General features: G+C 46.9%; 17 protein-coding genes. 7 read left to right on the forward strand and 10 right to left on the reverse strand.

Annotation, left to right across the window (positions count from 1 at the left end; translation table 11 throughout):
- Positions 1–33: 33 nt before the first annotated feature.
- From J0M30_04475 to J0M30_04490, 4 genes are all read right to left on the reverse strand, one after another.
- A complete protein-coding gene (locus tag J0M30_04475; protein MBN8666736.1) occupies positions 34–2,559 on the reverse strand; it encodes a carbohydrate binding family 9 domain-containing protein in 2,526 nt (841 codons plus the stop codon).
- Between the two features lie 186 nt (positions 2,560–2,745).
- Positions 2,746–3,084, reverse strand: a complete 339-nt coding sequence (locus J0M30_04480) for a helix-turn-helix transcriptional regulator (GenBank protein MBN8666737.1) — start codon at positions 3,082–3,084, stop codon at positions 2,746–2,748.
- Between the two features lie 94 nt (positions 3,085–3,178).
- On the reverse strand, positions 3,179–3,865 hold the full coding sequence (gene tsaB, locus J0M30_04485; GenBank protein MBN8666738.1) for a tRNA (adenosine(37)-N6)-threonylcarbamoyltransferase complex dimerization subunit type 1 TsaB: 687 nt from the start codon (positions 3,863–3,865) through the stop codon (positions 3,179–3,181).
- Positions 3,858–4,487, reverse strand: coding sequence for a hypothetical protein (locus tag J0M30_04490; GenBank protein MBN8666739.1), 630 nt, complete (start codon positions 4,485–4,487; stop codon positions 3,858–3,860). Before J0M30_04490 ends, tsaB begins: the two co-directional genes overlap by 8 nt.
- A gap of 56 nt (positions 4,488–4,543) precedes the next feature.
- Here J0M30_04490 and J0M30_04495 point away from each other — a divergent pair, with 56 nt between their 5' ends.
- From J0M30_04495 to J0M30_04510, 4 genes are all read left to right on the forward strand, one after another.
- Positions 4,544–4,924 (forward strand): RidA family protein, encoded by a 381-nt coding sequence (locus tag J0M30_04495; GenBank protein MBN8666740.1) that lies wholly within the window; start codon positions 4,544–4,546, stop codon positions 4,922–4,924.
- Position 4,925: 1 nt separating this feature from the next.
- Positions 4,926–5,999 carry a metallophosphoesterase gene (locus tag J0M30_04500; GenBank protein ID MBN8666741.1) on the forward strand — a complete coding sequence of 358 codons (1,074 nt, stop codon included), beginning with the start codon at positions 4,926–4,928 and terminating at the stop codon, positions 5,997–5,999.
- Positions 6,000–6,210: 211 nt separating this feature from the next.
- The gene (locus tag J0M30_04505; protein MBN8666742.1) at positions 6,211–6,804 is read left to right on the forward strand and encodes a sigma-70 family RNA polymerase sigma factor; all 594 of its coding nucleotides are present in this window, start codon (positions 6,211–6,213) and stop codon (positions 6,802–6,804) included.
- An 11-nt stretch (positions 6,805–6,815) separates the two neighbouring features.
- A complete protein-coding gene (locus J0M30_04510) occupies positions 6,816–7,154 on the forward strand; it encodes a hypothetical protein (GenBank protein MBN8666743.1) in 339 nt (112 codons plus the stop codon).
- A gap of 128 nt (positions 7,155–7,282) precedes the next feature.
- On the opposite strand, the gene J0M30_04515 is transcribed toward J0M30_04510, so the two are convergent.
- The 3 genes from J0M30_04515 to J0M30_04525 form a co-directional block, all read right to left on the reverse strand.
- Positions 7,283–9,226: a M1 family metallopeptidase gene (locus tag J0M30_04515; protein ID MBN8666744.1), complete on the reverse strand. Its 1,944-nt coding sequence runs from the start codon at positions 9,224–9,226 to the stop codon at positions 7,283–7,285.
- A gap of 95 nt (positions 9,227–9,321) precedes the next feature.
- Positions 9,322–10,056 (reverse strand): NTP transferase domain-containing protein, encoded by a 735-nt coding sequence (locus J0M30_04520; GenBank protein ID MBN8666745.1) that lies wholly within the window; start codon positions 10,054–10,056, stop codon positions 9,322–9,324.
- Positions 10,057–10,221: 165 nt separating this feature from the next.
- Positions 10,222–11,667 (reverse strand): phosphotransferase, encoded by a 1,446-nt coding sequence (locus tag J0M30_04525; protein ID MBN8666746.1) that lies wholly within the window; start codon positions 11,665–11,667, stop codon positions 10,222–10,224.
- 147 nt (positions 11,668–11,814) lie between these two features.
- On the opposite strand from J0M30_04525, the gene J0M30_04530 reads away from it, so the two are divergent.
- Complete coding sequence (locus J0M30_04530) at positions 11,815–15,252, forward strand: methylmalonyl-CoA mutase family protein (GenBank protein MBN8666747.1); 3,438 nt, start codon at positions 11,815–11,817, stop codon at positions 15,250–15,252.
- A gap of 331 nt (positions 15,253–15,583) precedes the next feature.
- Positions 15,584–15,826, forward strand: a complete 243-nt coding sequence (locus J0M30_04535) for a hypothetical protein (protein ID MBN8666748.1) — start codon at positions 15,584–15,586, stop codon at positions 15,824–15,826.
- Between the two features lie 15 nt (positions 15,827–15,841).
- Here J0M30_04535 and J0M30_04540 read toward each other — a convergent pair whose 3' ends face one another.
- From J0M30_04540 to J0M30_04550, 3 genes are all read right to left on the reverse strand, one after another.
- A complete protein-coding gene (locus J0M30_04540) occupies positions 15,842–16,426 on the reverse strand; it encodes a WG repeat-containing protein (GenBank protein MBN8666749.1) in 585 nt (194 codons plus the stop codon).
- Between the two features lie 173 nt (positions 16,427–16,599).
- Positions 16,600–18,144 (reverse strand): hypothetical protein, encoded by a 1,545-nt coding sequence (locus J0M30_04545; GenBank protein MBN8666750.1) that lies wholly within the window; start codon positions 18,142–18,144, stop codon positions 16,600–16,602.
- Positions 18,145–18,498: 354 nt separating this feature from the next.
- On the reverse strand, positions 18,499–20,751 hold the full coding sequence (locus J0M30_04550) for a glycoside hydrolase family 3 C-terminal domain-containing protein (GenBank protein MBN8666751.1): 2,253 nt from the start codon (positions 20,749–20,751) through the stop codon (positions 18,499–18,501).
- A gap of 125 nt (positions 20,752–20,876) precedes the next feature.
- Between J0M30_04550 and J0M30_04555 the strand changes: the two genes are divergently transcribed.
- Positions 20,877–23,468 carry a glucosidase gene (locus J0M30_04555; GenBank protein ID MBN8666752.1) on the forward strand — a complete coding sequence of 864 codons (2,592 nt, stop codon included), beginning with the start codon at positions 20,877–20,879 and terminating at the stop codon, positions 23,466–23,468.
- The last annotated feature ends 47 nt before the right edge of the window (positions 23,469–23,515 follow it).

Here is a 23,515-nt window from a genome sequence, read left to right on the forward strand (position 1 = left end):
GCGAGAAACCAAAAAATCACTATACCTCTATGATTATTTCTTCTTTTTCTTCAAACTCAAATAATCCAAAAAGTAAATCACTTTCAGCGAAATATTATTGTTCTGGTCGGTTTCAATTGTCCGGCCCAGGTTCTTGAAATAATTCCGCTCTACGAGATTGGTGTAATTAAACGCCGCATCCTTCCACACAATATTCAGGAATGAGCCGGGGGCAAATTGCCAGGTGTACACCATGTCAATATTAAAGAAATTGGCATTCTGGTTCCGGTCTTCGTTGAATGTGGTGTTCTTCACCAATTCCCCGGTCAGGTTTTGCAGGGTAAAATACTCCTGGTTCTCTACCGAGCTGAAATAATGCCTGGCGCGGAAGGTAAGTCCCATGCGGTTGGTGAAACTGTATTTAAAGCCCAAAACACTTTCGATCGTATTCACGCGGCGACGGGCAAAGATGATCTCATCGGTGGCATCATCGATGGCCGTGAATCCAACGCCGTTGTAGCGGGGTTCCAGGTTGATCTCATGAGCGATCGAGAATTTGCTGCTAAAGCGGTAATTCTGTTCAAAACCAAAGTCGATGGCAAAGAGTTTATAGAAATCAAAGTAAGTACGGGTAAAGGCTTCCAGTTCTACAAAGTATTTCTTAGCCGAGTTGGATTCCAGCCAGGTGCCGATACCGAGGCTCGACCCGCGACGGAAGACTGCACCGGCCACCCGGGGTTCATAGAAGTCATACTGTTTGGGGCTGTAACCAATATAGGTACCAAACCAATGGAGCGATTTGGTTTGGATATTGGTATTGAAATTCAGGTTCAACCGCTGGTATTTCTTATCTATCTGGCCAATTTGTTCAAACAAATGGCTCAGGTAGAAATTAAAATTGATGTTGATACGGTTATAAAAACCTTTGGGTTCTATCCAGCGATAGCTCACGTACCCATAATGGTCGAGAAAGTTATTGTTGGTAAAATAACCAAGATCGTTGCTGGTATATTTGGTGTCGGTAAAGCTCTGGTTGATCTGGAAATTGAAACGGCCACTGGTTTTACCAAAATAGAGATTCTGGCTATATCCGGCGTCTACCTTACCCGGGGCGCTGTAACCTGCCAACTGGCTTAAGGAAAGTTTACCTCCTACGTTCCAGGTATTCTTTTTGTCATTGAAATCAAAAAGGGCGGCGCTCACATTTGCGTCATAGTCCTTTCCACTCCGCATCACATTGGTATTGATAAAGGAAACGCTGGAGTTGTTCTTCATGGTTTGATCCAATACAAAGAGATTAAAGTTGGTCAGCGGATCGGTTTGGATCTCTCTTCTTTCTTTGGTATTCACATCCTCGATGGTAGCGTATTGGGCCTTGGTGATCGCGTTAAGAAAACCCACGCCCAATCCTTTTTGGGTACGACCGGATATCTTCGTCGCATTGATAAGTTTGGATTCAGACGGGTTATTGATCACTTGTTCGGTAGGGCTCAGGTGTCGCCAGAGGTCATCCGCATGAAGTGGCCGGCCACCGATACGCCGTGAATAGAACAGGTTTCCTTTGCCAAAAAGCTCGGTACCTTCTGTAAAAAATGGCCGGTATTCGTTGAATTGAACCTCAAAGGGTGTCAGGTTCAAGACCTGGTTATCACTTTGTACCTGTCCAAAATCGGGGATCAGGGTGGCATCGAGCGTAAAGGCCTGATTGATTCCGTATTTCAGGTCCATACCACCATTCACCTTACTGGTCCAGTTTTTTTGTCCCTGCTGATTGACGGGAAAATGATTGGCATATACAGAAAAATAGGGCGAGAACTGCAAACGCAGGGGCGGTTTGATATTGGTGATACCTGTCCAAAAACCTTCCTGGGTAAGAAAACCGTTTATGGTGGGATCGATCGGGTTCCAGGTCACTTGTTGTTCTGTTTTCCGCCGACGGCGGGTGATATTGATTCCCCAGTCCTGGACCTCTTTTTTACCAAACCGGATGGCGGCATAAGGGATAAAGACCTCAAAGCTCCAGCCATTGTCGTGTATTTTGGTGCCGCTTTCCCAAACCGCATTCCAGCTAAAATCTTCTCCCCCGTTATCGCTGTTACCGGGTGACATCTTAGCATCCCATTGTTCATTGAGGGGGGTTACAAAGTATTCAAAACCGTTGAGCCTGTCTTTATACGTATCGATGATAATGCCGATATAGTCATTGGTACCAAACCCATCCCGGCCGGTCAACTCACGGGCAATGCTGTCCTTGGTTCTCTCATAACAGAAGCCGCCAAAATAGAAGCCATCATCATCGTACATCAGAAAGGCTTCGGTGCGGGTCTCATAGTTTTCCTTGCCTCCGATCTTGGGGCGGAATTCGGTATAGTCAAATGCAGGTGAGGCTTGTTTCCAGGCTGGTTCGTTCAAAACCCCATCAATTTTGACGGGTAATGAGATACGTATTGCCGGTAATTCACGCGCGATCGCTGTCCCGGAGGAAGGCGCAGGTGGGTTGCTTGTGGCTGGACCCGTTTGTGCGGAGCTTCCGAGAGAAAGCATAAGCCCGATCAGCGGTAAAAAATGTTGTTTCTTCATGTGTTGGGTTGGTTTACGCCGAAACGTACAAGTAAGACCATTCTGGACGGCCAAATGTTACATGTACTAAAAGTTTCGTAATAAAGATAATTGCGAGAGGAAATGGGAGGGCAATGATTTATCCAAAGGGTCTAAATCCCTTGACAAGTGGTTAAAAAAAGAGGTCGTTAACTTTTCTTTGGGAAATTATCCCAGGAGTTGGTTGACGAACTGGTTCAGTTCCTGAATTCGGTTGGCGTTGATGGAATAGAAGATATATTTCCCATTGCGTGTTGTATCCACGATCCCTGCCTTTCGCAGAATAGCCAGGTGTTGGGAAGCGACCGACTGTTCGATGCGTAAATGCGTGTAGATCTCGGTAACCGTAATCCGCTCACTCTCATCGATCAACTTTACAATCTGTTGCCTAAGCTTGTGGTTCAATGCCCGGAGAATTAAAGCCACCTTCTTCAGGTTCAGCAAATCAATGGTGACTGCTTCGCCCTGGGGTGTCTTTTGATTCAATGTTAATGCGTACGTACTCATACTAAATTGGATATCTTGGTTCCTTTCAAGAAACAGGCAAATTTAGATTGCACTTTATTAACCTTATATAGCAAAATGTTAAAACGTATGAATATTATATAAGCGGTCTCTTCGAAGTCGAAAAAAATTCTTTGACATACAACGGTTCAACATAAGCCAGATCTGCAAATTGCCGTTTTATATATTTGTCAAGCGAAGGTAAAATGAGTAAGGAAGAATCAAACATTAAATTGACAAATGTGGCATTTTCGTGACTCGAGATAAGTTCTTTCAGTTTAAAACTCCCTGATCCGGCAAAAACAATTTGACGATCATATATATAATTGTCGAAACTTTTTTGCTGCAAAATTTTTGCGGAAGGTTCTTCAACTGGTAACAGCGCTTTATCGTACACCGCGTAATACACTTCCATTCGCCTTGCGTCGATAAGCGGACATATCAGATCTGTCGCCAATTCTTTCATTCCCCAGGCCATCATTTCAAGGGTGCCGATTGTGATAAGCGGTTTGTCGAGTGTATAACACAAACCCTTAGCTGTAGAAAGTCCTACCCTGAGTCCGGTATATGAGCCAGGACCATTACTAATTGCCACTGCATCCAACTCTTTCCAGGTTATTCCCGCCTCTTTTCTTATTTCTTCAAGGGCATTATGTATCCATACGGCATGATCCTTCTGATTGTTATTGGTCCGGATGGCCACTAAGTGTTTTTCCTTAGCAATACAAACCGAAGCTGTTTCCTGTGCCGTATCGATTGCGAGTATAAAGGGTTGGTTATTCATGATTCGCCTCCTTGATCAACAGGGGTGCAATGATGTATCGGTCATTAGTTTTGTATAATCGTTCCAGTAAACCAGTCAATTTTTTCTTTCCGATGCTTTCTGCCCAGGCAAAGGGACCTTGCGGATAATTGGTGCCAGTTTGCATGGCGATATCTATTTCATTCCGGGTTGATACGCCTTCTTCAAGGGCCAGATAAGCTTCGTTGATGATCTGGCTGATAACACGCGCGGAAACTAAACCAGGTTCATCGGGACACCAGACCAGTTGATGTTGAATATGGGCAGCCAATTCTTCCGCTGCTTTCCGGTATTTTTCTTCCCCCGCTGCTTCCCAGATGGGTTTATCCAAAAAGCCAGGCCATCCATTAATGCGTACCACAGTTTCTCCGATCTCACTTGCCTTGGTACTCACGGCACTAACTATAATCGGGGTTGGTCCACTCAATAAAGATCGAATGCCCATTGGATCCGTTTCAAAAAGCAGGTCAATATATCCATCGGCCTCGGGCCATTCAATGGTCGCTAAATCCTCGGCGATCCAGGTAATGGAACAATCCGGGGCCACTCCCATTGCTTCGATCGAAGCCCGCTGTTTCTTATCGGCTCTGATGGCCAGGTGCATGGCGTTTTTTTTGCAAAGAAAAGGCATAAACCTAAATTCGTGGGATATTCAACAACATGGCAACCATTATTAAAACAGACAACGCACCTGCTCCGATAGGTCCTTATAACCAAGCCATTCTGGCGGGCGATACCTTATATATATCTGGTCAGGTCTGTATCGATCCTGCTACAGGCGAACTCAGGAACAAGGATATTCAGGAAGAAACACAACAAGTGATGAAAAACCTGGAAGCCGTACTTAAGGCAGCGGGTTTTGGGTTTGATCAGGTGGTGAAGACAACCATCTTTATTACTGATATGCACCGTTTTGCCGAGATCAATGCTGTGTACGGGCAGTATTTCACCGATTATTTCCCGGCGCGTGAAACCGTTCAGGTATCCGCCCTTCCCAAATTTGTCAATGTCGAAATCAGCATGATCGCGGTCCGTTCCTGACATGCGCCGTCTGCTGCAAATAATCCTGCTAAAACCTGTCCTCTGGGCAGCATCGCGTTTTGCCTCTAAACCCGATCAGCCCCGTATCTTTTCGGCCTTGACCTCCTTAAAGGAAGCGATCCTTTCGGGCAAAGACCGGAAAAAGGGCATTTTATTGAATATCGACCCAACGCTTGACCGGTTTATCATTTTCTCCGATCATCATCGGGGGGCTAAGAACTGGGCCGACGATTTTCGAGAAGCAGAACCCAATTATCTCACCGCCCTTGATCATTACAACCGCGAAGGCTATACCTATATATCCCTGGGTGATGCGGAAGAGCTTTGGGAAAATACCCTGCTCCAGGTTAAAAAACACAACACAGTCAGCTTTGAGGCGGAGAAACTGTTTATTCAACGCCAGGCCTTTTTCAAGGTTTTTGGAAACCACGACCTGTATTGGGCCAATGATCCGTTTGCCAGTTGGCAGTTGAAACGGATCTATGGACAGGATGTTGCCGTTTATGAGGGCGTGATCCTGCGTATACAAAAACCACAAGGCCATTTTGATCTTTTCCTCACCCATGGCCATCAGGGAGATCGTTCGAGTGACGGTAACTGGTTCAGCAAATTCTTTGTGGCAAATATCTGGGCCCCTTTACAAGCTTATTTAAGGATCAATCCCAATACACCCGCTTACGATATACAGATCAAGACCACCCATAACCGGATCATGTATGAATGGAGTGCCGCGCAGCAGGATCTTTGGTTGATCACCGGGCATACCCATCAACCTGTTTTTGCCTCGCTTACCCATCTGGAAAGGTTACACCGGGATTTGATCTTCGCCGAAAGGGATAATCTCGTAGACAAGGCAAAGGCAATAAAAGAAGAGATCATTCGCAGGCAACGCGAGTACAAATCGCTTTCGGTAGATTTTATGCAAATGACCCCCAATTACTTTAATAGTGGGTGCTGTTGTTTTGTGGATGGGGATATTACGGGTATCGAAATCGCCGGAGGCGAAATCCGGTTGATCAAGTGGGAGAAGGGGGAGAGGAAGGTGCTGGAGGTGATGGGGTTGGATGTTGGATGACGGATGACAGAGGACAGAGGACGGATGTTGGATGTTGGATGACGGATGACTGATGACGGATGACCGAGGTCCTGAGTCGAAAATCCGGCAGTTTAACAACACTATATCAACATCCAACATCTGTCCTCTGTCATCTGTCCTCTGTCATCCGTCATCCAACATCCCTCCTCCCTCCGTAAAATATCTTCCCATTTCAAGCGTCTATCCATCTATGACGCAGTCTTTGGAAATACAAAGGGCTATGAATGAACAGCGAAGGCAAAGTCTGGGCGATATCGTCAACCGGTTTGGGAAAGGGCTCCGTTCCTTTATCCGGAAGCGTGTTCGTACCGAAGAAGATGCGGAGGACATCCTGCAGGATGTGTGGTATCAACTGACCAGCGTGGTGGATCTCGCCACCATCGAGAACGCGGGCAGTTGGCTGTTCACCGTTGCCCGGAACCGGATCACGGATACATACCGAAAAAAGAAACCCGTATTACTGGATGACCTTTCGCCAGTGGATGAGGATGGTGATTTCATCAATGATGAGTTCAGGACATTACTGGCCGATGAATCGGGTGACCCCGAAATGGAAATTCTCAAGGGTGTCTTCTGGCAAACCCTGGAGGAGGCCCTGGCTGAACTACCCGCCGAACAGCGCAGTGTATTCTGGATGCATGAGATCGATGACCTGTCTTTTCAGGAAATAGCCGAACAAACCGGAGAAAAGATCAACACCCTTTTATCCCGAAAAAGATATGCCGTATTGCATTTGCGCAAGCGTTTGCAACAAGTGTATGATGATATTATTACAAAAAATTAAAAACAGTGAACATGAAAAAATATTGGATGCGTAAGATCCCTTTCTTTATCCTGCTGGCCGCAGCAGGGATAATGCTCTTTAGCTGGATCGTGATGTTGTTGTGGAATGCCACCTTGCCTGCCTTGGTGGGTGTAAAATTGATCAGTTTCTGGCAGGCAGCAGGATTATTGGTGCTGTCTAAAATACTCTTTGGCGGTTTTCGGGGCGGCCCCGGCTGGGGCGACAAACACCAGATGAGAAAACACTGGCGCGAAAAAATGGCAAACATGAGTGAAGAAGAACGCGCGAAATTCAGGGATAAGTGCAAGTGGTACTTTCGTGGGAAGCAGGAAGAGGGACGTGAAGCGTGAGGCGTAAGACGTGAGACGTCAGTCGTGAATCGTGAGACGTGAATCGTGAGAATGAATTACAGGGCTAAATAACTCATGGCTGACTTCTCACGATTCACGTCTCACGTCCCACGATTCACGTCTCTCGCTTAAAACCCTTTCTCCGCTATCACATTATTCTTCCTATTCACATCCGGCAATAAATTCTTTGGATCAATGATCACTTCGGCGATGCGCGAAGTGGATTTTACAGTAAATGAATATTTATTTCCCCGCTGCCAGATCTCTACCGGCAGGTTCAGGGTATGTTCTTTTCCATTTTCTTCTTTTACCAATACCGTTACCGGCATGGCCATCTGGTCCAAATTTTCGATGGTGATAGTGGCGCCTTTGGCTGTATCATTCCGGGAATATTTGATATCCTTTAAGCCGATATCGAGTTTCCAGTTGTTTAGTACCCAGGCTCTCCAGAACCATCCGAGGTCTTCACCGGAAACATTCTCCATGGTATGAAAGAAATCATACGGGGTGGGATGTTTAAAAGCCCAGCGACGTATGTATTCTTTAAATGCCATGTCAAACCGCTCGGGACCTAATACAGCATCCCGCAGGGCATTGAGCATGATGGAGGGTTTGTAGTAGGCAGCGATGCCAAGATTGCTTTGAGTAATTACATCGGGTGTGGTATAGAGTGGATCCATCTTATCATTAAAGATGAACTTGATCATATCATCGGGTAAACTACCACCTTCCGCATATTCACCATTATTAAAGGCTTCGCCGGAAAATCCATTAATAAACGTATTAAAGCCTTCATCCATCCAGGCGTATTTCCTTTCATTGCTACCAACGATCATGGGGAACCAGGTATGTCCGAATTCATGATCGGTCACACCCCATAACCCACCGGCTACAGCCCGATACGAACAGAATACGATACCGGGGTATTCCATTCCGCCCACGATACCGGCCACATTCACCGCCATGGGATAAGGATATTCAAACCATTTATTGGAATAGTGTTCAATGCTTCCTTTGACAAATTCAGTGGAGCGCTGCCAGCCATCTTTCTTGATGCTCTCGACCGGATATACGCTCATGGCCAGACAGGGTTTTCCGCTGGGGAGGTTGATTTTTGCCGCATCCCAAACAAAGGCCTTGGAAGCAGCCCAGGCCACATCGCGGGTATTTTGAATCTTGTATTTCCAGGTGCAGGTGGGTTGCGCCGGGCGGGATTTCTTATCCTTTACCTCTTTTTCGCTACGCAGGGTAACTGTTTTATCCGATTTTGATGCTTCCTGCCAGCGTGACCATTGTTCGGAGGTCAGACATTCCTGCGGGTTGGTCAATTCACCTGATCCCACAACGATCAGATCGGAAGGCGCGGTGATGCTAAAATCAATATTGCCGTATTCGAGATAAAACTCTCCCTGTCCGATATAGGGCAGGGTATTCCATCCCTGGATATCGTCATATACACAAAGACGGGGAAACCATTGGGCCACCTCATATACCCATCCATTTTTGGTGTTGACACGTCCCATACGATCGGTGCCATATTCAGGAATGGTGAATTGGTATTGGATATGAAGGGTAACCTGCTGTCCGGTCGCCAATTTGTTTTTTAACCATACCTGCATCCGCGTATCCGCCACCACTTTCTCCGGCACATAGGATTCAGCCGCTCCTTTGACTTTAATGTCTTTGATCTGGTATCCTTCGGTGAATTCCGCATTGGCCCAACGTCCACCCGATTGTGTAGTGGTCGCAGTTCCGCGTGAATCGGAACGATAGATATTCTGGTCCATCTGCAACCAGAGAAAAGAAAGGTTGTCGGGACTGTTATTGGTATAGGTGATACTAATTTCACCGGAAACAGAATGTGTTTCGGGGCTCAGCGTACATTGAATGGAGTAGTCCGCTTTGTTTTGCCAGTATTTAGGTCCGGGTTCGCCCGATGCCGAGCGGTAATCGTTACCAGGGTAGGGGTAGAACTGCGGATCAAAAGCGGCGCGATTGTCGAATTTCGATTCCTGGGCAAACAAGCACATCGACAAAGCGATGGAGAATAGTGCAAGACTAATTTTTTTCATTTTCTGGTTTGAAGTTGAGTTACCACTGGAGTGGTTGAGACAAAGGTGACTAAGTTAAAATAATTCACCGTCACTCACTATCCCGTTTATCAATTTTAAGGAAACATTGCTTCTGCCACGGCTACGCTCTCGGGTTTGCCCACATCCACCAGCCGGTCGCCGGTATGGTCATATCCCATGATCACCTGCTCTTCCGCCAGGGCCAGGTACACATCAATCAGGGAGAATTTTCCTTCAAACCCCTTATCTTTCATCAGTCTGAACACTTCATATTCAAACACCACCACGCAGCTATAGGCAAGCCCTTTTAACTCATTACGGGGTATGGGCAATTTTGCCGGACGTGTTTCGCCGGTCTGGGTATTTTCCCAACCCCGCAGCCGGCCCGTTTCATCAAATAACAAATTGCGGGAACTTTTCCGGGAAGTGACCCCAAAACTGATCTGGGCCTTTTTTTCCTGATGAAAACGGATCAGCTGGTGAATATCAAGATCAGTGAGAAAGTCGGCATTGCAGGTAAGGAAAGGCTGTCCTTCGGGAAAAAGGGGTTGCGCCCTTTGCAGGCCTCCACCTGTTTCCAGTAATTTATCTGATTCATCGCTGATGAATACCTCGCTGCCCCATCCTTTCTGTTCGTTAACGGCCTCAATGATCTGTTGTGAAAAATGATGGACATTGACGATCACCTGTTGAATACCATATTGCCGGAGATAAGCGATATTTCTTTGCAGCAGGGATTGACCATTCACCAGGGCCAGCGCCTTGGGGTGGTAATCGGTCCAGGGCTTGAAACGTGTGCCGAGCCCGGCGGCAAAGATCATGGCGTGCATGGGTTTTGTTTAGTTGTTTAGCGAGTGGATGACGGAGGTTGGAGGTTGGATGATGGATGTTGGATGTTGGATGATGGATGATGGATCTTGGAATATTGTTGTTAAACTGCATGATTTTCGACTCAGGACCCCGGTCATCTGTCATCCGTCATCTGTCATCCAACCTCACCTCCTCTCCCTAATCCCCTGTTCCCGATGGTTTAATTCTATCCGCACTTTAAATTTATTACGTAGGTGCCTGGCCAGTGCATCCGCTGCATACACACTCCGGTGTTGACCACCAGTGCATCCAAAGCTGATCTGCAAATCGGCAAAGCCCCGCTGGATATAATCTTCCACCGTAATATCCACGATATCAAAAACACTATTCAAAAACTCCGGCATACGGGTTTGCTGTTCCAGATAGTCTTTTACTGCTTTATCTCTGCCGGTCTGTACCTTGAATTCTTCTTTTCTTCCCGGGTTCAAAATCCCCCGGCAATCAAATACATACCCCCCTCCGTTTCCGGAATCGTCGCCGGGAAGTCCTTTTTTATAGGAAAAACTATTTATACGGACGATCAGCGGGGTGTTTTCGGTTGCTTGCAGGGGGGTAAACCGGGCAATGATCTCATTCTCCACACAGATGTTCAGCACTTTACTGAACTCCGGAACACCGATGCCGATGGGTTGGTTGTGAATGAACCAGGACAAGTTTTGCAGCGCCAGTGGTATACTGGTCAGGAAGTGGGCCTTGCGTTCAAACAAGCCTCTGAATCCATAAGCTCCCAACACTTGCAGGAGCCGGATCAATACATACCCATTATATTGGCTGCGGAAGATGGTACGGTCAAGGGTGGAAGGGATCAGTTTTTCAAAAGCATCCATATAATCTTCCAGCAATTGGCTTTTCCATTCATCAGGCAGGTTAGCCCGCGCCTGCCAAAGCATACTGGCCACATCATACTGCGGGGCACCCTTCATGCCTCCCTGAAAATCGATGAATCCGATCTTATCGCCATCCAGCATGATATTCCGGCTTTGGAAATCGCGGAACATAAAAAACTTGTACTCGGTATGGGTCAGATAATTGGCCAGCGCCTCAAAATCATCGATCAGTTTTTGTTTATCGTACGGCTTCCGTAAAGCATCCAGAAAATAATACTTGAAATATAGCAGGTCGGCCATGATGGCCTGTTTGCCAAATTCCTTGTTTGTCAGACATTGTTCATAGTCGAGTCCTTTATCCCCGGTTACCTGAAGCCGGGCCAGTTCTTCCAGGCTTTTCCGAAACCAGTCGTAGACCTCTTTTTCATATCCTTTTGATTCCAGCAGGTTCAGCAGGGAGAGGTCGCCAAAATCCTGCTGCAGGTAACACTTTTTATCATCCGAAACGACATGGATCGCCGGTACAGAAAGCCCTTTTTCATAAAAATGCCGCGAAAAGTAAAGAAAGGTCTCATTTTCCCGGATATTATCTCCATAGGTACCAATATACCGATCACCCCGGCTGCCTTCTACCCGGAAATACCGCCGGTCACTTCCCGATTGCGGCAAAAGGTCAATGGAGGCCGGTTCTTCCCCCTTCCAGTTTTTGTAGAGGGTGTGGATGGAGGTGATAAGGGTTTGCATTTGGCAAAAATAGGGAATCGAAGGCCGCGAGTTGTGGGTCGTGAGACGTGAATCGTCAGACGTGAGGGGGGACAACTCCCGATTCACGCCTCACGTCTCACGTTTCAAAGCTAACACCCATTCGTATTTTCCTCTAATTTTGCCCCTATGAACTATACGCCTGTCAATAAAGTGAGGATCATTACGGCCGCCAGTCTTTTCGACGGTCATGACGCGGCCATCAACATCATGCGACGGATCATGCAAAGTATGGGAGCGGAGATCATTCACCTGGGGCATAACCGGAGTGTAAAGGAGATCGTAGAGGCGGCGATAGAGGAGGATGTACAAGGTATCGCTATCACATCGTACCAGGGTGGACATGTGGAGTTTTTCAAATACATGAAGGACCTGCTGGAAGAAAATGGCTGTGGCCATATCAAAATATTTGGTGGTGGTGGTGGTACCATTCTTCCGCAGGAAGTTGATGAACTGCACCGATATGGCATTACACGTATCTATTCGCCGGATGATGGACGGAAAATGGGATTGGAAGGCATGATCGAGGATGTGATTCGGCAATGCGATGCAAGGTTGAATGGACAGATCAATCTGCATAAGGCCGGAACACTGGGAGAAGTAAAAGATATCAGGAAGATAGCGAGGGAGATAACATTGGCTGAGAATGAAAACGTGAGTCGTGAGTCGTCAGACGTGAGTGGGGACAACTCACGTCTCACATCTCACGACTCACGAGACACGTCTCACGACTCACATCTCACATCTCACGCCTCACCTCCCTCCATCCCCGTCCTCGGCATCACCGGCACCGGGGGCGCAGGTAAATCCTCTGTCACCGATGAGATCGTACGGCGGTTTTTAACCAGTTTCTCTGATAAGACCATTGCCGTTATCTCGGTGGACCCCACCAAAAAGAAAACCGGTGGAGCTTTATTGGGTGACCGGATCCGGATGAACGCGATCTCACATCCCCGCGCCTATATGCGCAGTCTGGCCACGCGTGAAAGCGACAAAGCCCTGAGCGGACATGTACGAGAAGCCATTGATATTTGCCGTCAGGCAGGGTATGATCTCATTATACTTGAAAGTGCCGGTGTAGGACAAAGCGACGCCAGTATACTCGACTATTGCGATGTTTCCCTCTATGTAATGACACCGGAGTATGGGGCGGCGACGCAATTGGAGAAGATCAATATGCTGGATTATGCCGACCTGGTGGCCATTAATAAATTTGACAAAGCAGGTGCACATGATGCCCTGGCCGATGTTCGTAAACAATACAAGCGCAACCACAAACTCTTTTATGCCAGTGATGACCAGTTGCCCGTTATCGGGACAATGGCCAGTAAATTCAATGATGAAGGAGTAAATAAGCTTTTTGCCATGCTCCTGGAAGCCATTGAAAAGAAAACAGGGGCAAGCTATGGCAGTTTTTCTATTCCCTCTACGGCACAGGTATCCCAATCTATTATACCTTCTTCGCGGGTAAGATATCTTAGCGAGATCACAGGTTCCATCCGGGATTATAACCAGGAAGTAATGGAGCAATGCGCCATCGCTACCAAACTGTATCAACTTGAAGGCGCTCTATCCATTTTAAAACAAAATGAAAAAACAGCGGGTACTGAAGTGATGGCTGCCCTGGAGACACAAATCAACCATTTCCGGGAGCAACTAAGTGCCGTAAGCCGTTCCCTGTTGAATCATTGGCCGGATAAATTAAAGGAATATGAGAAAGACGTGTATGAATACCCGGTACGCGATAAGGTGATCCGCCAACCCATGACTGTAAAGACCTTAAGCGGTACTACGGTTCGAAAAGTGATCCTTCCCAAGTTTAAGGACTGGGGCGATATCCTTCGCTGGCAAGCGCAGGAGAATGCGCCTGGCCATTTCCCTTTTACTGCCGGTGTATTTCCGCTTAAGCGGGAAGGCGAAGACCCTACGCGTATGTTTGCCGGGGAAGGTGGGCCGGAAAGAACGAATAAACGCTTTCATTATGTATCTCTTGGTCAGCCTGCCAAAAGGCTTTCGACTGCGTTTGATAGTGTGACCCTTTATGGAGAAGACCCCGATCATCGTCCGGATATTTATGGAAAAGTAGGAAACAGCGGAGTGAGTGTGGCCACGGTGGATGATGCCAAAAAACTATATAGCGGATTTGATCTTTGTGATCCGCGTACCTCAGTGTCCATGACCATCAACGGTCCGGCCCCGGTTATACTGGCATTTTTTATGAACGCGGCGATTGACCAGCAATGTGAAAAATGGATCACGGAAAATGACCAGTGGGATGAGGTCAAACGAATCAGTGAAACAAAATATAAAAAACTACCGCGTCCTGTCTATTATAACCCTGCTTCGCCGGGCCGATTGCCGGAAGGACATGACGGACTAGGGATAAAGTTATTGGGATTAAGTGGCGATGAGGTTTTACCTGCCGATGTGTATGCGGAATGTAAAAAAAGAGCTCTTCAGCAAGTGCGGGGAACAGTGCAGGCGGATATCCTGAAAGAAGATCAGGCACAAAATACCTGTATCTTCTCGACTGAATTTGCCCTGAAACTAATGGGGGATGTGCAGGAGTATTTCATACAGCAACAGGTAAGGAATTTTTATAGCGTCAGCATCAGCGGGTATCATATTGCCGAAGCGGGTGCTAATCCGGTGACTCAATTGGCCTTTACGCTGGCCAATGGGTTTACCTATGTGGAGTATTATCTCAGCCGCGGCATGAGCATTGATGATTTTGCGCCCAATCTCTCTTTCTTCTTTAGCAATGGCATGGATCCGGAGTATAGTGTCATCGGACGGGTGGCCCGACGTATATGGGCCAAAGCGATGCGGTACAAGTACAAGGCGAATAAGCGCAGCCAGATGTTGAAATACCATATTCAAACATCGGGACGCAGTCTCCACGCGCAAGAGATCGACTTCAATGATATCCGCACAACGCTTCAGGCCTTGTATGCGATCTATGATAATTGCAATTCCCTTCATACCAATGCCTACGACGAAGCGATCACTACACCTACGGAGGAAAGTGTACGCCGGGCCATGGCGATACAACTGATCATCAACCGCGAATTAGGTACGGCCAAAAATGAGAACCCCAACCAGGGATCTTTTCTCATTGAAGAATTGACCGACCTGGTTGAAGAAGCTGTGATGGCGGAGTTTGACCGGTTGACAGAAAGAGGGGGTGTGCTGGGTGCGATGGAACGAATGTATCAGCGTAATAAGATACAGGAAGAAAGTCTGCATTACGAACACCTGAAACATACCGGCGAATTGCCGATCATTGGTGTCAATACCTTTTTAAATAAACAAGGCAGCCCGACCACCTTACCGGGTGAGGTCATACGCAGCACCACCGAAGAAAAAGAACAGCAGATCGAAAACCTGAAAGCCTTTCAGAAGCGGAATGAAGCCCATGCCGCGGCCATGCTTGACCGGTTGCGGATGGTGGCCATCAACAATGGCAACCTGTTTGAAGAATTGATGGAAACCGTAAAGTTCTGTTCCCTTGGCCAGATCACCCATGCGTTGTATGAAGTGGGAGGGCAGTATAGGAGGAATATGTAGGGGGGGGATGACAGATGACGAATGACGGATGACGGAGGCTTGCTGTGCGAGACCTCTGGTCTCGCACTTATCTCCCGTCGCCTCTGGCGACATTTAAAATATATTAACTTAAGATAGAATGATTTAAAAATCGAGTCGCCAGAGGCGACAAGACAATCGTGCGAGACCAGAGGTCTCGCACAGCAAGCCTCCGCTCTTCGACTACCATCCAACATCCAACATCTGTCATCCGTCATCTGTCCTCCGTCATCAGTCCTCCATCCTCCCTCCCCCGACCCCCATCATCCCGCAACAAAAACCAATTCCTTACATTTGAATAAATCCTATTAACATGCCCAATTCCAAAAAGCGTAAAGGTCATCACCCGCACCATCCGCAGAATGCGCTCAGTACATCCCCTAAACAAAAAGCAAGCGGTCATCTCATCTGGTCAGTTATGATCGGGCTATTTGCCGTGCTGATCGGATGGATGGCCGCCGGTTCAAATTGGATTGTACTTGTCCTTTGCGCCATAGCTGGCGCCATTGTTGGTTATTTTGTGGGCAAAAGCATGGAGCGAACCATGAAAGAGTAATGGAGTGATATCCGGCTACTCTTCGCGGAGCACTTTGTTATGTTTGTCAATAAATACCCATTTGCCTCCTTTCATCACTTTGGCTTCTCCTCCTGAGAAGGATTTGGCGTAGTTATACTGAAAGGGGATCACTACTTTACCATCACAGTTGATAAAGCCCCATACTCCTTTTTCATTACTTACAGCGGCCAGGTCTTCGCTGAAATTTTCCGCATAACTGAATGAGGGGGGAACGATCTGTTTCCCCGAGCGGTCAATAAAACCAAACTTGTCATTTTTGGCTACTACAGCACGTCCTTCCTTAAAGGAGAATACTTCCTGGTAGGTGTATGGAACGATCTCTGTGCCCAGTGTATCAATATACCCCCAGCGGTTGTTCTTACGTACGGCGGCCAATCCTTCTGAAAAGCCCAGGCTTTCCTCAAACTGAATGGGAATGGTCAGTTTGCCGCTTTCGTTGACAAACCCGTGTTTACCGTCTTTTTCTACCAGGGCCAGTCCGTTGTGAAAGTCGTCTACATGATCAAATTGCTTTGTCCAGCTTTGACCCGATACAGCTACTGCCCAGAACGGCAGGAGCAGGCAGATTAATTTTTTCATCAGGCCTGTTTTTAGGTGAAAGAATATTTTTCATCCAGTAAGTTAGTCTTCTGAAAGGCTGATGAATATGACTTTAGGCAATCCTGGAGTTGATTGTGGGCTAATGGTTCGTTTCTCGCAGCGCCCGCGGCGGTTACCGCCGAAAACGCTGCGAGAAACTAATAATCAGTAAGTTATCTCTTGCTTTTTTGGAATTTCTCGTAGATCACCGTTGCCATCGGTTTACCATACACTTTGCTTTCCACCCAGCTAATGATATCCAGGTAGGCAAAGGCCCGGGTTTCAAAGCGGTTACGCTCCAGGTGTTTGATCTTTTCGAGGAAGGTCTCGAGTTCAGGACGGAGTTTTTGCGGTGTAACATTGAATGAATGACGCATAAAGCGGAACATCTCTTCTTCAACCACGGTCAGGTTTTTCATTTTGGCCATGAACCGGAATACCGACTTAATCAGTGATTCGATGATATCATAGTTGCCCATTTCGTAGTGTGAGAGCATGTGCATCAATCGCGCATAACACTGCAAATCATACCGCAGATCGGCATTGCTGTTGATGATCTCCTGGAGGTAGTCAATACAACGGGCATAATCACCACTGCCAAAATAAAGGGTAGCGATCTTATAATTGAACACCATGATCCGGTGCTGGTCCACGTACAAAGAGTATTCCTGCAATTTGGCTTCGATCTCGGGTATCAGAGATAATGCTTCTTTAAACGTACCCTTCATCAGGTGCAGATTGAGCTTTGCACTGTTGATATAAATAGAGGTATGCGTGCGGAAATTATCATGCTCCATCACCTCAGGGGTACGTGCGTATTGTTCAAACTCCTTGAGGGTGGATTCAAATTTTTTGAAATTACGCAAGTCAAAATGCGCATTCAGCAGGTTATGCATCCCTTTGATAAAGTGGCCTGTTTCCACTTTTACCATGAGCGGATCTTCCTTGAAAAGATCCACCCATTTTTGACTATACCTATAGTACATCAAAAAATCCTGTCGGATAAATGCGTACCAGCAATAAGATTGGTAGAGATATAGTTTTTCATAAAAACCCTGGATGGCATCCTTGTCTTTGGGGAGGTTTTCCTTGAAATAGGCGCGTATATCTTTTTCATCTTCCACATTCCGCGCATGACCATTGATCACATACCAGCGATAGAGCAGCAAGGCCAGGTTGGATAATCGGGTCACCCTGTCAACGTGTTCGCTGATGGTGATCGCCTCCTGAGCCAGCTTCTCGGTCTTGTCGGTTGTGCTTCGTGTGATATGAAGCGTTTCGATCTTTTTCTCTAAGGAGATAAGCTGAACCAGGGTATTGAATTTCTGATTCACGCGTGCAAGCTCCTTCGCTTTCTCCAGGATACGTAGCGCCTGGATCTTTAATCCTTTATTGTAGAGTAACCGCGCGTTGTCCAGGTGTTCGGATAACTGCAGATCGATATTCTCATTGGTTTTTAATAAGCGGAGACTTGCTAACAACTGTTTGTAAAGATGGGTCTTTAAGTTGTTGAGCTGTGGCTTTGTAATGGGAGCGAGTTTCTTAAGGATCACATCTTCATCATATTCAGGCAGTTTGTCGAGTGTGTCAAACAGCTTGACGATTTTAAGGTCCTGGTTGGATGAACTTCGCTTGATGTATAATTTGAAATGCCTCTTTTCAGCCTTCTCCAGAGAGAGAATTAGCTGAAATAATGCATCGGAAAAACGGTTGGGCATAATGAAAAAAATTGTCTGAAACGCAGGCCTGGCAAGGGTTTTAACATTCTGTTACTTCCTTTGACATAATAAAATTAACCTGAAATTGATTCGTGTGTAATCTTTACACATGCTAATTTCGTACCAGCGAATGAGATAAAAGAGGCAAGCAATCGTAAAGCAGCAAGATCGAAAGAGGCTCATTCAAGGAAAACGCACAAAGACCGACTCTACATTTTTTTCATATGGCAAGCAATCGTTAGAGGCCGCCTTGTTCTCAAGGGGGCTTTTTTTTGTCCGGTGCAATTTAGGGAAAAGTTTTTAAAGTGCACAGGCTTAACCGCAAAGGCGCCATGATTCTCTGCGGTAAATCAATTATCTATAACTCACCACTGCCTTGCTGGTACCCACCCACACATCAAATTCTCCCACTTCCGCAATCGTTTGCAGTTTACTGTTCACAAAGGCCAGATCGTTCTTGTCCAGGGTAAAACTGAGTTCCTTGCTTTCCCCGGCTTTGAGGAAGATCTTTTGAAATCCTCTCAGTCTTTGCATGCTGGGCGTAATGCTGGCATAATGGTCGCGGCTGTATAATTCTACTGCATGATGTCCGTCGCGCTTTCCGGTATTGGTAACAGTAACCTGAATGGTCAATTTTTCGGTGCCGGTAAAGCTATTGGCGCTCAGTTTCAAGGGAGAATAGGAAAATTGGGTATAGCTGAGGCCATGGCCAAAGGGATAGAGCGGGTCATATCCGGAGAAATCCATGTTCTCATTGAATACTTCGCGTACATCTTCAGTTCTTTTACGGTCGTACATCACTATTTCACCCATTGATTTGGGATAGCTGAAAGGCAGTATACCAGAGGGGTTATAGTCACCAAACAGTACATCACTGATGGCTTCGGCACTTTTTCGTCCGCTCCAGTAGGTGAGCAGGATCCCTTGCATGCCTGGTTCGATTTCGGTAATAAACCGGGGGCGGCCTTCGGCCAGTATCAGGATCACGGGTTTGCCGGTCAACAAGGCAGCTTGCGCCAAAGCGGTTTGGTTGGCGGGAAGGGCAAGGTCGCGGGTATTGCCCGGACTTTCCGCGTAGGCATTCTCGCCCAGACAAAGCAGGATCACATCGGCGTTTTTCGCCTGTGATTTTAATAACTCGATATCATAATTCGAAGGGTGGTCAAATCCGGGTCCACCAGCCAGGATCACATTTTTTGCTCCGATCTTATCACTCACTGCCTGGGCAATGGTTTTGCTATTGGCTGGGTAGTATTGTTCCTGATTTCCCTGCCATACATACGACCAGCATCCATTCAAAGCCGCAATGCTTTGCGAGGCAGGTCCGGCAACCAATACTTTGGTTTGTTTGGAAAGAGGAAGGATATCTTTTTTGTTTTTTAATAATGTCATTGCCTCTCTTGCTGCCTGCAGTGCGAGGTCCTGGTATTCAGGCAGGCCAAATAAACCAGCAGCAGCAGGTTCAGGATAAGGTTGGGCAAACAATCCCAATTGCATTTTCAGGATGAGAATGCGACGTACGGCATCATCAATACGTGCCATTTTCACTTCGCCTTTTTCAACGGCTTCTTTCAGCAGATCGGGGAAGGAATAATCACCAGGTACCATGCTCATATCAATACCTGCATTAATGGCCATGGCCACGGCTTCGCGGGGTGTGGAAGCCACGAGGTGACGGGTATGTAGGCGGATGATATCTTCCCAATCGGTGACAATCACGCCTTCAAAACCCAACTCTTTACGGAGTACATCGGTCAACAGGTATTTGCTGGCATGTACAGGTTCGCCATTTATTTCACCGGAATTGACCATTACACTTACCGCTCCGGCTTTTACCGCATCACGGAAGGGAGGGAGATAGTATTCGCGCAATTCGATCTCGGGTACATAAGATGGCGTGCGGTCTTTTCCCGTACGTGGTGCGGAATAAGCCAGATAGTGTTTTAAACAAGCTGCCACCCCATTGGGGTTGTTCAATCCCGCTTCCTGTAAACCGGTAACTGCGGCCACGCCCATTTGCCGTGCGATCCATACATCCTCTCCATAGGTCTCAGGGAAACGCGACCAGAGTGGTTGACGACCCAGATCAAGTACAGGGGCAAAATTCCACCGAACACCCGAAGCGCGTAATTCTTTGGCAGTTACTTCCGCGGCTTTTTTTACCAGGTCGGTATTTCTGGTAGCGGCCATACCAATATTCTGCGGAAAAAGAGTGGACTCGAGCGTATAGGTTTGACCATGAATCGCATCCAATCCATAGATAACGGGGATCTTCAACCGTGTTTTCATGGCTTCGTCCTGAATTTGACGTTGTACTTTTTCCCAGGTATCCCGGCTCAGTGCATGCGCCGTTGTATTCAACAGTGAACCCACCTTATAGTCCACCACCGCTTTTTTAAGTGCGGCAGGATCAATGGCGCCATCCTGGTTGGCCCAGCCATTTTGGGCAAATACGGCCATGGTGAGTTGGGTCATCTGGCCTACTTTTTCTTCGAGGGTCATTTTCTTTACTAAAGCATCGGCTTGCTTACGAAGGTCCGTTTGTGCATGAATGGTTGGCGCTGCTAAAAAGAGTAAGAAGGATAGCAGAATGAGTTTTAGGTTCATATGGAAAGTTTGTTGATTGAAGAGAGGGGTAAATCTAATACAATCTTGATTCTCAAATTATGACCTGAAAAAGAATCATAGAATAAGATAAAAAAGCATCAATTGAACTAATTTTACCCCACCACATGACAGCCGAACAGCAGCGCCTGGCTTCAAACAGGACCAAACCCATCCCCCTCGAACAATGGGGCCCCTATATCAGTGAAAGACAATGGGGAACAGTACGCGAAGATTATAGTTCCAATGGCGATGCCTGGGGCTACCTGCCTTTTGAACAATCCCATTTCAGGGCCTATCGCTGGGGTGAGGACGGGATCGCCGGTATATCTGATTATTTTCAAAACCTCTGTTTGGGTATCGCCCTCTGGAATGGCAAAGACCATATCCTGAAGGAAAGACTCTTTGGCCTCGGGAACTATGAGGGTAACCATGGAGAGGACGTGAAAGAGCTCTATTACTACCTGGATAATATTCCCTCCCATTATTACATGGAATACCTGTACAAATATCCGCAGCAGGAATTTCCCTATGATGATATAGTCGAAGAGAACCGTTTGCGGGGAAAGAACGAACCTGAGTATGAGATACTGGACACCGGTGTTTTTGATAATGATGCCTATTTTGATGTGCGAACCACCTACGCCAAACAAGGCCCCCAGGATATTTTTATTCGCATTGAGATCACCAATCGCTATTCCAAACCCGCACCGGTAACGCTATTGCCAACCTTATGGTTCTATAACCGCTGGTCGGATGGGGAAGGTGATGCCAAACCTTCCATGGTTTACAAGAATAAAAATACCGTGCGGGCTGATCACCCAAGGTTAGGTACTTATTATTTTTATTTTTTGCGGAGCGATGACCTGTTGTTTACGGAGAATGAAACCAATTGGCATAAAGTAAAAGGAGAAGCAGCGACACCGTTTACCAAGGATGCCTTTCACGAGGCCATTATTCACGGTACTCATATTGATGAATTGCGCAAGAAAAAACAAGGCACCAAGTGCAGTCCCGTTTATCAACTTAAACTCAAAGCCGGCGAAACCAAGACCATCTATTGTCGCCTGACCAATAAAGAAACTGATAAACCCTTTGCGGCAGGTTGTGAAAAGATATTTGCGCAGCGGAAAGAAGAAGCCGATGATTTTTACAATGCGATCATACCTGCACATCTGCCCGAGGAACTGCGAAAGATAAAGCGACAAGCCCTGGCTGGTTTGCTCTGGAGTAAACAGTATTATCATTTTGATGTAGAGCAGTGGCTCAACTCCAGTGATGGTATCACTCCCGTAAATCCCGGGAAGAAACATGGGAGAAACCACGATTGGACCCATTTAAAAAATCAGGATATCATTGCCATGCCGGATAAATGGGAATATCCCTGGTATGCGGCCTGGGACCTTGCCTTTCATTGTATATCACTGGCCCTGGTGGATCCGGTTTTTGCCAAGAACCAACTACAATTGGTCATGCGTGAGTGGTACATGAAACCCGATGGACAATTGCCCGCGTATGAGTGGAATTTCAGTGATGTAAACCCGCCCGTGCAAGCCTTTGCCGCGATGCAGATCTATGAAATCGAAAAAAAGGCCACCGGAGAAGGTGATATTGTATTCCTGAAAAGGGTCTTTCAAAAACTGCTGATCAATTTCACCTGGTGGATCAACCGTAAAGACCGGAACGGGAATAACATCTTTGAGGGGGGATTTTTAGGGTTGGATAATATTGGTGTCTTCAACCGTAGCCATCACCTGCCTGGTGAAATGCAGTTGGAGCAGGCGGATGGTACCAGCTGGATGGGGATGTATGCGTTGAATATGATGGATATGGCGTTGGAGATCGCGCGCCAGGATATTGCTTTTGAAGATACGGCCACCAAATTCTTTGAACATTTTGTACTGATCGCTGAAGCGCTCAACAGCCATGCGATGTGGAATGAGGAGGACAAATTCTTTTATGATACCCTTTGTATCGCCGGCTCAGATCCCCTGCCATTGCGTATTCAATCCATTGTGGGGTTGACGAGTCTGTTTGCCGTGTCCACCATTGACCACGAATTGCTTGAAAAATTACCGGATTTCACTAAACGGATCTCCTGGTTTGAAAAATACCGGCTCAGTAATAATAAGTATTGGCCCAATGAGGAGCGAAAAGAGGGAGACGATATTCTGCTTTCTCTCGTCAAGAGAGAGAGGCTTGTGCATTTACTGCAGCGCTTATTGAACGAAGAGGAATTCCTTTCCGACGGGGGTATACGGGCATTATCAAAATATCACGAGAAAAACCCCTATTCCGTAACCATTGACGGCATACAATACACCATTCAGTACGATCCCGGAGATTCTACTTCGAGTTTGTTTGGGGGTAATTCCAACTGGCGTGGCCCCGTGTGGATGCCGATCAATTACCTCATCATTCGTTCAATCCGGCATTATGGTGAATACTATGGTGATTCCCTGCTGGTTGAATATCCGGTGGGTTCGGGTCAGCAGTTGAACCTATCACAGATAGCCGATGAGTTGACGAGGCGGGTGGTTTCCTTGTTTATGCGGGATGAAGAGGGTAAGCGAAAATCCTATGCGGAGTATAATTGGTTTTACCAGCGCCCGGGAAATGAGGAGTTGTTGTTATTTTATGAGTATTTTCATGGGGACAGTGGGAAAGGACTGGGCGCTTCGCACCAAACCGGCTGGACCGCCCTGGTGGCAGCGCTTTAATTCTAATTTCGGTTTCCCGCAGCGTTCGCAGCGCTTCTTAGCGATCG

The sequence above is a fragment of the Chitinophagales bacterium genome (assembly GCA_017303415.1).
Classification (GTDB): Bacteria; Bacteroidota; Bacteroidia; order Chitinophagales; family Chitinophagaceae; genus SpSt-398.

What these genes read in the sequence shown, in the direction of transcription:
- J0M30_04530 (MBN8666747.1), top strand. Translation starts at nt 11,815, where the DNA reads ATGAACTATACGCCTGTCAATAAAGTGAGGATCATTACGGCCGCCAGT.
- J0M30_04550 (MBN8666751.1), bottom strand. Translation starts at nt 20,751, where the DNA reads ATGAACCTAAAACTCATTCTGCTATCCTTCTTACTCTTTTTAGCAGCG.
- J0M30_04500 (MBN8666741.1), top strand. Translation starts at nt 4,926, where the DNA reads ATGCGCCGTCTGCTGCAAATAATCCTGCTAAAACCTGTCCTCTGGGCA.
- J0M30_04490 (MBN8666739.1), bottom strand. Translation starts at nt 4,487, where the DNA reads ATGCACCTGGCCATCAGAGCCGATAAGAAACAGCGGGCTTCGATCGAA.
- J0M30_04540 (MBN8666749.1), bottom strand. Translation starts at nt 16,426, where the DNA reads ATGAAAAAATTAATCTGCCTGCTCCTGCCGTTCTGGGCAGTAGCTGTA.
- J0M30_04475 (MBN8666736.1), bottom strand. Translation starts at nt 2,559, where the DNA reads ATGAAGAAACAACATTTTTTACCGCTGATCGGGCTTATGCTTTCTCTC.
- J0M30_04525 (MBN8666746.1), bottom strand. Translation starts at nt 11,667, where the DNA reads ATGCAAACCCTTATCACCTCCATCCACACCCTCTACAAAAACTGGAAG.
- J0M30_04535 (MBN8666748.1), top strand. Translation starts at nt 15,584, where the DNA reads ATGCCCAATTCCAAAAAGCGTAAAGGTCATCACCCGCACCATCCGCAG.
- J0M30_04480 (MBN8666737.1), bottom strand. Translation starts at nt 3,084, where the DNA reads ATGAGTACGTACGCATTAACATTGAATCAAAAGACACCCCAGGGCGAA.
- J0M30_04555 (MBN8666752.1), top strand. Translation starts at nt 20,877, where the DNA reads ATGACAGCCGAACAGCAGCGCCTGGCTTCAAACAGGACCAAACCCATC.
- tsaB (MBN8666738.1), bottom strand. Translation starts at nt 3,865, where the DNA reads ATGAATAACCAACCCTTTATACTCGCAATCGATACGGCACAGGAAACA.
- J0M30_04510 (MBN8666743.1), top strand. Translation starts at nt 6,816, where the DNA reads ATGAAAAAATATTGGATGCGTAAGATCCCTTTCTTTATCCTGCTGGCC.
- J0M30_04495 (MBN8666740.1), top strand. Translation starts at nt 4,544, where the DNA reads ATGGCAACCATTATTAAAACAGACAACGCACCTGCTCCGATAGGTCCT.
- J0M30_04515 (MBN8666744.1), bottom strand. Translation starts at nt 9,226, where the DNA reads ATGAAAAAAATTAGTCTTGCACTATTCTCCATCGCTTTGTCGATGTGC.
- J0M30_04545 (MBN8666750.1), bottom strand. Translation starts at nt 18,144, where the DNA reads ATGCCCAACCGTTTTTCCGATGCATTATTTCAGCTAATTCTCTCTCTG.
- J0M30_04520 (MBN8666745.1), bottom strand. Translation starts at nt 10,056, where the DNA reads ATGCACGCCATGATCTTTGCCGCCGGGCTCGGCACACGTTTCAAGCCC.
- J0M30_04505 (MBN8666742.1), top strand. Translation starts at nt 6,211, where the DNA reads ATGACGCAGTCTTTGGAAATACAAAGGGCTATGAATGAACAGCGAAGG.